Origin of the sequence: Paraburkholderia nemoris, assembly GCF_905221015.1 — a bacterium.
Taxonomy (GTDB): Bacteria; Pseudomonadota; Gammaproteobacteria; order Burkholderiales; family Burkholderiaceae; genus Paraburkholderia; species Paraburkholderia nemoris.
The window spans coordinates 197,565-210,627 of record NZ_CAJNBO010000006.1; the positions used below are offsets into that span (position 1 = coordinate 197,565).

At 61.9% G+C, this 13,063-nt stretch carries 10 protein-coding genes; 8 read left to right on the top strand and 2 right to left on the bottom strand.

Going from position 1 to position 13,063, the window contains the following annotated elements; translation table 11 throughout:
• The first annotated feature begins 263 nt into the window (after positions 1-263).
• The 6 genes from KHO33_RS11620 (at position 264) to KHO33_RS11645 (ending at position 4,876) form a co-directional block, all read left to right on the top strand.
• Positions 264-965: an amino acid ABC transporter permease gene (locus tag KHO33_RS11620; RefSeq protein WP_054033540.1), complete on the top strand. Its 702-nt coding sequence runs from the start codon at positions 264-266 to the stop codon at positions 963-965.
• Between the two features lies 1 nt (position 966).
• The gene (locus KHO33_RS11625) at positions 967-1,716 is read left to right on the top strand and encodes an amino acid ABC transporter permease (protein ID WP_131240328.1); all 750 of its coding nucleotides are present in this window, start codon (positions 967-969) and stop codon (positions 1,714-1,716) included.
• 27 nt (positions 1,717-1,743) lie between these two features.
• Positions 1,744-2,472 carry an amino acid ABC transporter ATP-binding protein gene (locus KHO33_RS11630; protein WP_054033538.1) on the top strand — a complete coding sequence of 243 codons (729 nt, stop codon included), beginning with the start codon at positions 1,744-1,746 and terminating at the stop codon, positions 2,470-2,472.
• A gap of 127 nt (positions 2,473-2,599) precedes the next feature.
• Positions 2,600-3,448: a transporter substrate-binding domain-containing protein gene (locus KHO33_RS11635; RefSeq protein WP_054033536.1), complete on the top strand. Its 849-nt coding sequence runs from the start codon at positions 2,600-2,602 to the stop codon at positions 3,446-3,448.
• 113 nt (positions 3,449-3,561) lie between these two features.
• A complete protein-coding gene (locus KHO33_RS11640; RefSeq protein ID WP_236074669.1) occupies positions 3,562-4,101 on the top strand; it encodes a gluconokinase in 540 nt (179 codons plus the stop codon).
• A 19-nt stretch (positions 4,102-4,120) separates the two neighbouring features.
• Positions 4,121-4,876 (top strand): glucose 1-dehydrogenase, encoded by a 756-nt coding sequence (locus KHO33_RS11645; RefSeq protein WP_200565121.1) that lies wholly within the window; start codon positions 4,121-4,123, stop codon positions 4,874-4,876.
• A 72-nt stretch (positions 4,877-4,948) separates the two neighbouring features.
• Here KHO33_RS11645 and KHO33_RS11650 read toward each other — a convergent pair whose 3' ends face one another.
• Positions 4,949-7,180, bottom strand: a complete 2,232-nt coding sequence (locus KHO33_RS11650; protein ID WP_054033533.1) for a SulP family inorganic anion transporter — start codon at positions 7,178-7,180, stop codon at positions 4,949-4,951.
• 225 nt (positions 7,181-7,405) lie between these two features.
• On the opposite strand from KHO33_RS11650, the gene KHO33_RS11655 reads away from it, so the two are divergent.
• Positions 7,406-10,723 carry an adenylate/guanylate cyclase domain-containing protein gene (locus KHO33_RS11655; RefSeq protein WP_236074665.1) on the top strand — a complete coding sequence of 1,106 codons (3,318 nt, stop codon included), beginning with the start codon at positions 7,406-7,408 and terminating at the stop codon, positions 10,721-10,723.
• Positions 10,724-11,002: 279 nt separating this feature from the next.
• Positions 11,003-11,980 carry an agmatinase gene (gene speB, locus KHO33_RS11660; protein ID WP_200565057.1) on the top strand — a complete coding sequence of 326 codons (978 nt, stop codon included), beginning with the start codon at positions 11,003-11,005 and terminating at the stop codon, positions 11,978-11,980.
• Between the two features lie 78 nt (positions 11,981-12,058).
• Here the strand turns inward: speB and KHO33_RS11665 are convergent, their stop codons facing one another.
• Complete coding sequence (locus KHO33_RS11665; RefSeq protein WP_200565056.1) at positions 12,059-12,982, bottom strand: LysR family transcriptional regulator; 924 nt, start codon at positions 12,980-12,982, stop codon at positions 12,059-12,061.
• Positions 12,983-13,063 lie beyond the last annotated feature (81 nt).

Consider the following 13,063-nt stretch of genomic DNA (forward strand, 5'->3'; position numbering starts at 1 on the left):
TGATGAGGTGCCCGAAGAGGCGCCGCATACTGGAGACAAACACCATGCACAACCACGCCTGTCGCACTGCCGGACGTCGTTCCGATTCATCATTCCCGAAACTTATTGCACCAGAAGAAAGGCCTCTGCAACAGCCTTTTTTCGCGAGCTAGTATCAATTCAACACGGAAGTTAATGACGGCTTCCGGGGGAATGACGATGGTGCCGCGGCTTCGAGTCAGACCGGGATCATCGCTTCGATCCGAATCATTGGGACGTGCAACATGAAACTTCATTTTGACCTGGCGACGGTGCTGCGAGGCGACTATGGGGCGCTGTTTCTCCATGGGATCGAGCTCACCCTCGCGATGGCCGCGCTGGCGTGGATACTCTCGCTGGTGGTGGGCATTCTTCTCACGCTGATCCGCCTGACCAACAATCGCCTCGCGACGGCGTTTGTCGCGTCATTCGTGGCCTATCATCGCAACGTGCCGATGTTGGTCCAGATCCTGTTCTGGTACTTCGGCATTTCGAACATCCTGCCGGAATCGGTGCAGACCGTGCTGAACCACTACAACGGTCAGTTCATCTTTGCGGTCGTGGCGATCGGCCTGTGCAGCGCGGCCTATCTCTCCGAAGATATCCGCAGCGGACTGCGTGCGATTCCCTACGGTCAGTACGAAGCGTCGCGAGCACTGGGTCTGAACTTCCTGAACGTCATGCGTTTCGTCGTGCTCCCGCAAGCGCTGCGCAATGCAATTCCGCCGATGGTCAATCACGCAGTATTGCTGTTCAAGAACACGAGTCTCGCAATGGCGATCGGCGCGGCGGAACTGACCTATGTCACCCGGCAGATCGAGAACGAAACCTTCCTGTCGTTCGAATCGTATTTCATCGCCACGGCCGTGTATCTCGGGCTCTCCCTCGTCATCATGCTGTGCGGCGCCAAAATCGCGATGCACTACCGCATTCCGGGAGTGAAGTGACATGCTCGATATCCTGCGCGATAACTGGACACTGCTGCTCATCGGGCAGTATCCGCATGGCCCGTTAGGCGGCATCGTACTGACGATCCTGCTGTCGCTTTCAGCGCTCGTCATCGCATTCCCCCTGGGTATCCTGGTCGCCCTGGCCCGCATCAGCCCCTTCCGATTTTTGCGGGCGCCGGCCACAGGTCTTGTCTACATGGTGCGGGGCATCCCGCTCCTGATGGTGATTTTCTGGGTCTACTTTCTCGTGCCTGTTCTGACCGGCTATCCGGTCACGGGGTTTGTCACGATGCTGTGCGCGCTCGTTATTTATGACTCGGCCTATCTCGGGGAAATCATCCGCGCGGGCATCGAGGGTCTGCCGAAAGGGCAGACCGAAGCCTCGAGAGCGCTCGGCATGAGCTACATGAAAACCATGCGTGCAGTCATCCTGCCGCAGGCGCTTTACAACGTGGTGCCGAGCATGGTCACGCAGTTCGTATCGACGATCAAGGAGACCTCGCTGGGCTACATCATCAACGTCCAGGAAATCTCTTTCGCGGCGGATCAGATCAACAACCGGCTGCTGACGAAGCCCTTTCCCGTGTACCTGATTCTCGCCTTGAGTTATTTCGCGCTGTGTTACGCGCTCACACAGCTTGCGCAGTATCTGGAGCGGCGCGTGACGCGCAAGCGGGCCGGTGTCGCATCGCGGACCCAGAAGGCGGCCAACGTCGCGTTGACCGATCCGCTGCCCACCGAAAACTAGGCGCTCAATCACTTCGAGGTATTTCGCATGATCAAGTTTTCCAGCGTCAACAAATGGTACGGCGAATATCACGCTCTCGTGGACGTGAACGCCGAAGTTCGCAAAGGCGAAGTCGTGGTGGTCTGCGGACCATCCGGATCGGGTAAGTCGACACTGATTCGCACCGTCAACCGGCTCGAGGAGATCAATCGTGGGCAGATCTTCTTCGACGGTCAGAACATTCACGACAAGAAGCTGGGTCTGAATGCTTACCGCAGCCGTGTCGGCTTCGTGTTTCAGCAATTCAACCTGTTTCCGCACTTGTCGGTGCTGGACAACATCACGCTTTCGCCGATGCGCGTGCACGGCCTCAAGCGCGCGGATGCGGAACGTAAAGCAGCGGATTTGCTCGCGCGCGTCGGTCTGTCGAACAAGGCCAGTGCGTTTCCGCCGCAATTGTCCGGTGGTCAGCAGCAGCGTGTCGCGATTGCGAGAGCATTGGCGATGGACCCGCCAGCAATGTTGTTCGACGAGCCCACCAGTGCGCTCGATCCGGAGATGGTCGGCGAAGTGTTGAACGTAATGAAGAGCCTCGCGCAGGAAGGCATGACGATGATGTGCGTCACGCATGAGATGGGGTTTGCACGTGAGGTTGCCGATCGCGTCTGGTTTATGGACGCAGGGAAGATTCTCGAAACGGCTGAGCCGGAGGAATTCTTCTTGCGCCCGAAACACGAGCGGGCGCAGCGATTCCTGTCCGACCTTCGCTCGCATTGAGGAAGGCATTGAAGCAAGCAAGGCGGTATGGCTTTCGCGGCACAGATACAGGTTCAGATTCAGATTCGGTTTGACCACCGTTGATCAGCAGTCGATTGCTTTACACATAAACTTCAGGAGCATCACGATGCAGGTAAAGAAGATTTTCGCGGGGATGTTGGTCGTTGGCGGCGCGGTTGCATCGATTGCCCCGGCACATGCTGATCAATTGGCCGATATCAAGGGCCGCGGCGAGTTGAGCTGCGGTGTGTATTCGAACGTCGAGCCGTTCTCGTATCCCAACGCGCAGACGCGCCAGCTCGAAGGCATGGACGTGGACCTGTGCAACGCGGTGGCGAAACAGTTGGGCGTGAAGGCGAAGCTCGAACCGTTGGCTGTCGAGGCGCGCATTCCGCAATTGAAGCTGGGGCGTGTCGACATTGTGGTCGCCAACCTGGCCTACACCAAAACCCGCGCCACGCAGATCGCTTTTAGCGATTCGTACTACTCCACCAAGGAAGTCCTTGTCGTGAAGAAGGCCGACGCGAGCAAGAAGCTGACCGATTTCGCGGGTCAGAAAATCAGCGCTGCCGACGGTTCGACGTCTGCTCAGTCGATTCCAATTTCGATCAAGGATGGCCAGGCGGTGACGTTTCACGATACCAGCTCGGCGTTTCTCGCACTCGAGCAGAACAAGGTCAAAGGCTTCGTGACCAACCAGATGACGGCCACGAAGATCGCAAAGCAGGTGGACGGCACGGACGGCGCGGTGGCGATTGCGTCGGAGCCGATGCTAATCGAGCCGATCGCGGTGGGCTTGCGCCAGAACGAGCCGGCTATGCTGAGCGCGGTCAACAAGGCCTTGGCTTCGATGGAGCAGAGCGGCGAGATGAGCGGCATCTTCAACAAGTGGCTTGGACCGAAGACGCCCTACGGCCTGACCCGAACCGACAAGGTCACGCCGATCGACCAGCTCAAGTTCACGCCGGTGTCCTGAGCCGGAAAGCGTGTGATGCAGCGGTGCGCTTTCATTCGCGCACCGCTGTCGCTTGAATGGCCGGCGCGGTTCCGTAGATCTCGCGTCGGGACAACGTAGCTGGATTGTGCAACGTGACACATAAAATAGTGGTGATGGGTGTGTCGGGCTCGGGTAAGTCGACACTTGCGCGTGAGTTGGCCGTGGCGCTGGAGGGCGTTTTCATCGAAGGAGACGAGCATCACTCGGCGGAAAGCCGCGACAAGATGTGTCGCGGAATCGCGTTGAGCGATAGCGACCGCGAGCCATGGCTGGACCGCCTCGCCGAGCTGGTGGATGATACGCAGGGAGCGGCCGTGCTGTCCTGTTCCGCGTTGAGACGTTGCTATCGGGAGCGCATGCGCGCGCGCGTCGCCGGGCTGAGATTCGTGTTTCTCGACATCACCTTGGCCGCAGCGGTTGCACGGGTTTCCAGGCGCCTGGATCATGAGTTTCCAGCGACATTGGTGGCGAATCAATTCGCAACGCTCGAATCACCTGTGGGTGAAGAGGGTGTGCTCCACCTTTCCGCTTCGCTGCACAGGGCGTGCAGTCTGAGAGAGATCATTCAATGGCTGGGCGCGCTGGATAGTACTGCATGGAAGTCGGACGAATTAGAGTCGAAGAGGAGTTGAGTTGAACAACAATCTGAAGATGTTTGATCTGTCGGGGCGTCGTGCTCTGGTTACCGGGTCGAGTACGGGTATCGGTTATGCGCTGGCCAAGGGCTTGGCAGGTGCCGGCGCTGAAGTGATTCTGAATGGCCGCAACGCGACCAGGTTGGAGGAAGCTGTCGGCCGGTTGCGCGATGAAGGCGCGACCGTTCATGCCGCGAGTTTCGACGTGACGTCGGCCACTGAGGTCGACGCGGCGATCGCCGATATCGAACGCGAAATCGGTGCGATCGACATTCTCGTCAACAATGCCGGCATGCAACGCCGTGCGCCACTGGAACAGTTCTCCCATGCGCAATGGGAAGAACTGATGAAGACTAATGTCGACAGCGTGTTCCTGGTCGGCCAGGCGGTAGCGCGACACATGATTGCTCGCAAGCGCGGCAAGATCGTCAACATCTGTTCGGTGCAAAGCGAACTGGGTCGTCCCAACATCGCGGCCTACACCGCGAGCAAAGGCGCGGTGAAGATGCTGACGAAAGGCATGGCAATCGACTGGGGGCAACATGGCATCCAGGTCAATGGACTTGGGCCGGGCTACTTCAAGACGGAGCTGACCGAGGCGCTCGTCAAGGATGAAACGTTCAGCAACTGGCTGATTGGACGCACGCCATCGCGACGCTGGGGCGATGTGGAAGATCTCGTCGGCGCTGCGGTGTTTCTGGCGAGCGACGCCTCGAACTTCGTGAACGGCCATATCCTTTACGTGGATGGCGGCGTGACGGCCACGTTGTAGGGTTTGGTTTGTATTGGCAGATCGAAGACATCGGGGCATCTCGCGTCAGCGCGCGACAATTGAACGAGCCTGTCAATGCGCCGCGCGCAATGCCTCGTCCGCGACAGCTAGCCGTGACGCCATGACCTTGACGACAAAGCGATGAACCTGCTGCGCGGTTTCGGGATCGTCGTGCTCGAGCGCGCGCAACGACTCGAGCGCCAAACGCCGGACGCGCGCGGGGCCCTCTGCAAGCACATCCGCGCTACGCACCTGCTGCGTGTAGACCGCCATTTCGCCGACGATCGTACCCGGCCCGAACGAGCGCAACCTGAGGGATCTGCCGTCCGCCAGCCGCAGTAAGACCGTGACACGGCCGCGCTCGACAAAGTACATGGCGTCGCCCGGTTCGCCGTGACGGAACACCGGCTGCCCCGCGTCAAGCTCGCGCACTTCCAGAAGGGCCAGCAGCCTTTCAAGCGCGCACGGCGTGAAATGCGGCGCGAGCATCGCCTGAAAATCTTCTTCGCCGCGCGGCAGCGCGCGTGGGTCCGACGCGAGAAGCGAATCTTCGATCCACTCCAGCCCCGCGTCCAGCGTAGCGAACTCGTGGATCCGCAGGTTCAGCGTGCCGGTCTTCAGGAGCAGGTTACGCGAGCGTGCCGGCAGCCCCGTCAACACCAGGTCCGCATCGAGCGTCGCGCACAGTTGCCTTAGCTTGACGAAGCTGATCGATACCGACGCGTCCAGGCCGTTGGTCGAAGCGAAGTCGAGCACCACAAAGCGAACGGGTATCGGCCCGTGCCGGGCTAGCCGTTCGCGCACGCGCTGCAGGATCGAATTGGCGGTGCCGAAGAAGAGGAAGCCCTGCAAACACGTTCCGCAGACCTGTGCCCCTAGTTCGTGAAGCCGTCCGGTTGCCTCGATGCTGCGCTCGACATTCGATGTGCGCGTACTGCCATCGAACTCCATCCGGACGCAACTGATACGGCCGTACAGCAGGGCGAACATCACACAGGCGGCGATGACGCCGGCCACCACGCCCGGGACGACGCCGTAGAACGCAATAGCGCCCAGAATCAGCGGCACAAGCAGATACTCATACCAGTTGAGCTGGCGATATGCGCCCACTAGCCACTGGATCAACAGGCGCAGTCCCATGAAGAGCTGCAGCCCGACCAGCACCGGCACCGGAAATAGCGCCACCAGGTCCGGCGAAACGGCCAGCACGAACAGACACGCGAGGGAGGCGAATACGCCTGCCATACGGCTTGTCGCACCCGCGCGTGCGTTGAGCATCGATCGGTTGTACGACTGATAGCCGACCATTCCGCCTAACATCCCGCTCGCGATGTTGGCGATGCCGGCCGCTCGCATTTCACGGTTCAGATCGATGTCTTCGCCCGTGGCCGCGCCAATCGCCGTCGAATTCATCAGGATCGTGATTGCCGAAATCGACGTGACCATGAGTGTCTCCGGCAAGTGCGCAGCGATGGCCGACCAGTCGACGCTTCCGTGCGCGAGCGATGCCGGCAGATGCAGTTCTGGAATCCGCATCGCATGCAGCGCCACGCGCGGAAGCAACAGTCCCGAGTTGCGGGCGTCGTCGATCGACAAGCCTGCAGCAAGCAGAAGCAGGTAAAACAGCGCGACGCCGAATGCAAGCGTGATCGGCAGCGCCGCAGCGTGTTTCCATGTGCGCGACAGGAGCGTGGCTAACGCGCACACCAGCACGGCGGGCGCCCACGCTAGCCAGTTCAGGTGTGTCACCAGCGCCAATGTGTGCCAGTTCAAGGATTCGCCGGTCACGACCCGAAACGCGCCGGCTAGCAGGAGGTAGCCCGTGCCTGCAAGGAATCCGCCTACGACCGGATAAGGCAGGAATTGCAGGGAACGGCTGCGCTTCGACGAACCGACCGCATACAGAATGATGCCTGTCACCACGGAACACAGCGCGATGGCGATCAGCACCGTCAGCAGAATTGTCTGCGGCGTACCGCCGTTAGCGCGCACGCTGCTCGCAACGCCGGCCGCCACACCGGCAAGAAACGCCGTCGCGTTGCCGTCGGGTCCGGCGATGTTCATGCGCATCGAACTCGTCAAGGCGATCACCAGCGCCGTCACCACGCAACTGATGAAGGCGGTGGGTACGCCAAGCTCGGCGTAACGGGCGAGGTCGGCGCTGAAGATCAGGGTGCCCAGGCTCATTGCGTAGCAGAGCATGACCAAGGTCGACACCATTCCCGCCGACAGGTCTCCGACCAGGCCCGTAATGCGTAGCCCGGAGCGGACAACGGGCGAGGAACCTGTGGTCGCTGGTTTCACGGTGCTTCCCGGTGAGGGCGGATGGAATCTCGCCCGGTAGCCGTTTCCTTCACGCTGGACGTACACTGTATTTTAGGCGGGAAGGACTTGAACACGGAGTACGTTGCGCCAGTCGCAGCGCGGCACCAGGCGGTGCGCCGATTCGTATGATTGTTCGCGCGACGCGGCCTGGTTCCGGCATACGCTTCGACGACCCGCGCGGCGACGAGTTGCGACGCAGCATGCGTGTTCGTACACGCACCGGATTGGGCGGCGGCGATGGATATCGATCAGTGGCTACATGCATTGGGGCTTGAGCAATACGCACCCGCATTTGCCGGGAACGACATCGATCTCTCGATGCTGGCACAGCTCGACGACGCGGACCTGAAAGAGCTCGGTGTCCTCTCGCTCGGCCACCGCAAGCGCCTGCTGGCGGCGATTGCCGAGCAGCGCGACGCGGCAGTGTGCGCGGCGGCGCCCGCTGTGAATGCCCCTGCCAGCGAGCGCCGGCAAGTCACCATTCTCTTCGCCGATCTGTGTGGTTTCACCGCGCTATCGCAGACGCTCGATCCTGAAGAGTTGCGCGAGTTGACAGGCCGTTACACCGCGCTCGTCGATGGGATCGTCCTCGGTTACGGCGGCACGATCGACAAGCACATCGGCGATGCCGTGATGGCAATCTTCGGTGCGCCGCGCGCACACGATACCGATCCGCTGCGCGCGGCGCGTGCCGCGCTGGAGATTCATGAGGCACTTAACGCACTGGGCGAGCAGGGCGCGCCTCCGCTGAGGGCGCATGTGGGCATCGCCAGCGGCGAGGTGGTCGCGGGGCCGCTCGAGCGCGCGGATGTTCAGGACTACACGGTGCTCGGCGACTCCGTGAACCTCGCCGCGCGGCTGGTTGCTGCCGCCGGCCCCGGCGAAACGCTGCTCTCCGATAGCGTGCATCGCGCGCTGGGCGATGGCGTGATGAGCGACGCCGTCGGCGCAATGCGTTTCAAGGGGATCGACTCGCCGGTGCAGGTGTGGCGTCTGCGCGGTCTCCCCTTTGAACCCGTCATGGCGAGCCGCAGCGTGTTTGTCGGCCGCAAGGCTGAACTCGAGCAGTTCAAGGGCGTCGCCCGTACATGTCTCGAGCAGCGAGCCGGCCACGTTGTTTATGTTCGCGGGGAGGCGGGCATCGGCAAGACGCGGCTCGTCGACGAAATGCGCCGTTTCGTCGAAACGCTCGGCTTTGGCGGCCACCGCGGCCTCGTGCTGGATTTCGGCGTGGGCAAAGGCCAGGACCCGATTCGCACCATTGTCGGCAGTCTGCTGGGCTTGCCGCCCGCAGCCGGCTCCGACGAGCGGCGCGCGGCCGCCGAGCGGTTTGCCGCGTCCGGTGCTGTCGGGCCCGATCAGTTGATGTTTCTCCACGACCTCCTCGACCTTGCGCAAACCGGCGAATGGCGCACGCTGTACAACGCGATGGACAACACCGCCCGGACGCGCGGCAAGCGCACGGTTGCCGCGGCGATCGCGCAGGATGCATGCCGGCGCGGGCCCACCATGATTGTCGTGGAAGACCTTCATTGGGCCGACCCACAGGTGCTCAGTTATCTGGCCGCGTTCGCCGTAGCGATCGCGAACGGCCCGGGCCTGCTGGTGATGACTTCGCGCGTGGACGGCGATCCGCTCGATGCGGCATGGCGGGCAGGTTGCCGCGGCACGCCCTTCGCCACGATCGACCTTGGTCCATTGCGCCGCGACGAGGCGCTGAATCTTGCCGGCAGCTTTATCGATGCGAGCGAACGTATCGCGCGTGCCTGCATCGAGCGGGCCGGCGGCAATCCGCTGTTCCTCGAACAGCTTCTGCATAACGCCGAAGAAGGGAGTGAGGAGGCGGTCCCCGCGACGATCCAGAGTCTCGTGCTGGCGCGCATGGACCGGTTGACTGCGCGCGACCGCGAGGCCTTCCAGGCTGCCGCGGTCATCGGACAGCGCTTTGGCCTCGCGTTGCTGCGGCGGCTGATCGATGCGCCGGAGTACGTCTGTCACGGGCTTGTCGCCAACGCACTCGTCTTACCGGAGGGCGAGGATTTTCTGTTTGCCCACGCGCTCATCCAGGAGAGCGCCTACTCGACACTGCTGCGGGCACGTCGGCGCGAGTTGCATCGCCTCGCCGCCGACTGGTTTGCGGCGACGGACCCCGTACTGCGCGCCCAGCATCTCGACCGTGCTGAGGACGAGCGTGCACCGCGGGCCTACCTCGACGCCGCGCTCGCACAACGCGCTGCCTACTTTGCCGACGCGGCATTGCGGCTCGTCGAGCGAGGTCGGCAAATCGCACAAACGGATAAGGATCGCCACGCGCTGATCTGTTTCAGGGGAGAGCTCCAACGAGATCTCGGCGACATCGCCGCATCGATCGAGACGTACCGTGCGGCGGTGCCCGCCGCGCCAGACGAAGCGAGCCTCTGCCAGTCCCAGCTTGGCCTCGCCGAAGGTTTGCGAGTGAGCGAAGGCCTCGTCGAAGCCCTCGCGCTGCTCGACGCAGCCCAGCACGTGGCGCAACGTCTGGATCAGGTGCCCGAACTTGCGCGCCTGCATCATCTGCGCGGCAACATCCTCTTTCCGCTTGGCAAGATCGACGATTGTTGCACCGAACATGAGCGCGGGCTTGGCTATGCGCGGCGTCTCGGCGCGCCGGAAGCGGAGGCGCGTGCGCTTGGCGGCCTTGCGGATGCGGCCTACGCGCAAGGGCGCATGCGCACTGCTTTCGAGCACTTCAGCCGGTGCGTTGCGCTAAGCCGCGAACACGGCTTTGGCCGCATCGAGGTCGCGAATCGTTCGATGGCGGGCTTCAGCAGGATCTATCTCAACGAGGCACGTCTGGCGCACGAGGACGTTAGCGCCGCTGCACGCGCCGCGGCGCTGGTCGGCCAGCCACGTGCGCAGATGCTGTGCGAAACGCTGGGTGTCTTTGCCAGCTACGAACTGGGCGACATGCAGGCTACGCTCGCCCATCTCGAGCGCGAGACGCTGATCATCCGTCAACTGGGTGCTCGCCGCTTCGAGGCACAAAATATGGAGATGCGGGCACGCGTGCTGCTCGCGACCGACCATCGGCGTGAGGCCACGGCGTTGTTGCGTGAAGCGCTGGCGCTGTGCCGTGAGGTGGGCACGCAGTTCAGCGCGCCCAAGGCGGTGGGTGCATTGAGCCGTGCTGTCGAGGACGACGGCGAACGCGCGCGTCTGCTCGCCGAAGGTGCCGACATGTTGGACCGCGGCGCGGTGGGTCACAATCATCTGTGGTTCTATCGCGACGCCATCGAAGCGATGATATCCGCCGGCGACGCGGCTGGCGCACTGCGCTATGTCGCAGCCCTCGAAGGCTATACACAAACCGAGCCGCTGCCGTGGGCGGACCTGTTTGTAGCGCGCGGCCGGGTCCTCGCTCGCGTGCTGCAAGACTATTCCGGTGAGGAAACACAGCGCGAACTCGAGCGTGTGCGTGCAGCCCTCGTGGAAGCCGGCTTCAACAGCTATCTGCCTGCGGTGGACGCAGCGCTCGCGCCATAGGCCGTGGGATTGGTTAGCGGATCGATAGTCTTCAACATCTCGATGACCGCACCGGGCCACTCGTACGTAACGACGTGGCGGAGTGTCTGCCGCGCTGTAACATTGCTTCGGAATCTCCCGAAGTGCATTTCTCATGTTTGGCATTTTTCCGTTGAATTTGTTTGCCTAGACTCTGTTCCAGATAAACCGCTGGCCCGTCACGACGGGCGTTGCTGCAGTGAAGACGGCAGCAGCGCGTGCGCCGCACCTGGCCGAACCCATAACAGGACGGAGATAAGCATGTCTGAAAACAGCTACGAAACAGGGCGGCTCAATTTGCCGTTTGTTGGAATCTGCACGTTCGCGAAGTCTCCGTTGTGTCTTGACTGGGACAAGATCGACGCGGATGTCGCGGTGATGGGCGCTCCCTTCGACTGCGGTACGCAATGGCGGGCAGGCGCCAGGTTCGGTCCGCGTTCGATTCGCGATGCGTCGACCCTGTTTTCGTTTGGCCACGGCGGGGCATACGATTTCGAAGACGATGTCGTCTATTTGCCGAACAACGAAGTTCGGATCGTCGATATCGGCGACGCGGACATGGTGCACACCAACACGGAGAAGAGTCACGCAAATATTGAGTACGGCGTGCGCAAGATCCTGGCGGCGGCCGCGTTGCCGGTGGTGATGGGCGGCGATCATTCGATCAACATTCCCTGCATCAATGCGTTCGAAGGTCAGGAGCCGTTTCATATCGTCCATATCGACGCCCACCTCGATTTCGTCGACGAGCGTCACGGCGTGCGTCACGGCCATGGCAATCCGTTGCGTCGTGCAGCTGAGAAAAGCGTGGTGTCGGGCATGACGCAGATCGGCATCCGCAACGTGTCGTCCACCGCACGCGAAGGATACGCACAGGCGCGCGAGATGGGCTCGGACATCATCTCGGTGCGCGACCTGCGGCGCCTCGGCATCCAGGGCGTTCTGGACCGTATTCCCAAGGGCGTGCGTTATTACCTGACGATCGATATCGACGGTTTCGATCCGTCGATCGCGCCGGGCACGGGCACGCCGAGCCACGGTGGCCTGCTCTATTACGAAGGACTCGAGTTGTTTGCAGGACTCGCTGAGCAGGGTGACGTGATCGGCATCGATCTCGTGGAAGTCGCGCCGGACTACGACCATTCCGGTTCGACTTCGATTCTGGCGGCGCAATTGCTGCTGAACACGATCGGCCGCGTGATGCATCAACGCAAGGTCAAGCGAAACCTCACCCGCTAAACGGGATTCTCTTACGCCACGCGAACGCGATTGCCGGCCACGCTTATCGTGGACCGCAATCGCATAACGCGGCGCGCGCTATTTGCTGTTTCGCGTGGCGCGGCTCACCTGTTTGGCCGCAACCTGCAACTGGTTGCAAAAGGCCAGCACTACCCGCGCCGATTCGCCGCCCTTGCGCGTGATGATCTGAAAGTCCAAATGTGTCACATAGTGCTCGGGATCGATGCGGCTCAACAGACCGCCGTCTACCCAAGGCTGCGCGTAGTGGGGCGGTAGAAAGCCGATGTAGTTGCCCGACAGGATCAGCATGGCGCGGCCTTCGACGTTGTCGACCGAGGCGGCGGCCTGCGGCATGCGCAACAGCTTGAGCTCCTGGTTGCCAAGATATGCGCGGGCAGCGAGCCGCTGTTTGCTGAGCACCGCAACGGGCACGCGTCCGCTTGCCCGCTCATACAGCGGATGGGTCGACGCGCAATAGAGCCCCTGCTCCTCGCGATAGAGCGGCACGTAGTCGAGCCCGGGAATACGCGCGGGAAACGGCCCCACGGCGAGATGGAGGCGACCGTCCAGCACGTGCTGCTCCATGCTGCCCGGTGTGTCGATCTGCACATGCAGGCGGACTTCTGGCGCCATCTGGCCGAACTCGCGAATCGCAGCCGGCAGCGGCGAGTATTTATCGGTCAAGGTCGCTTCGATCATGCCGAAGCGCAGCACGCCAGAGAGCTGATTGCGCAACGCGCCGGCTTCCATATGAAACGTGTCGACGGCACCGAGCAGACGTTGCGCGGCGGCATGCAACTCCGCGCCTTCTTCCGTGAGGCGAAAACCCGCACGTCCGCGTTCACATAACCGCAGTCCGAGCCGGGTCTCCAGTTGCGACATGTATTCGCTGATGCTCGATGCACCAATGTTGAGAATCGGTTGCGCCGCGGCGAAACCGCCGCATCGCACGATGGTTTCGAAGATCCGCAACAGCTTAAGATCCGTGTCCTGAACTTGCATCGTGCCGCCCCTTGATTACTTCGGGAATTTCCGAAATGTGTTTCATCAATGGTGCATTTTATTGGGGAATTTGGCTACACA

Coding starts and splice junctions, on each gene's coding strand:
- KHO33_RS11665 (WP_200565056.1), bottom strand. CDS start 12,982: ATGCAAGTTCAGGACACGGATCTTAAGCTGTTGCGGATCTTCGAAACC.
- KHO33_RS11620 (WP_054033540.1), top strand. CDS start 264: ATGAAACTTCATTTTGACCTGGCGACGGTGCTGCGAGGCGACTATGGG.
- KHO33_RS11625 (WP_131240328.1), top strand. CDS start 967: ATGCTCGATATCCTGCGCGATAACTGGACACTGCTGCTCATCGGGCAG.
- KHO33_RS11635 (WP_054033536.1), top strand. CDS start 2,600: ATGCAGGTAAAGAAGATTTTCGCGGGGATGTTGGTCGTTGGCGGCGCG.
- speB (WP_200565057.1), top strand. CDS start 11,003: ATGTCTGAAAACAGCTACGAAACAGGGCGGCTCAATTTGCCGTTTGTT.
- KHO33_RS11645 (WP_200565121.1), top strand. CDS start 4,121: ATGTTTGATCTGTCGGGGCGTCGTGCTCTGGTTACCGGGTCGAGTACG.
- KHO33_RS11630 (WP_054033538.1), top strand. CDS start 1,744: ATGATCAAGTTTTCCAGCGTCAACAAATGGTACGGCGAATATCACGCT.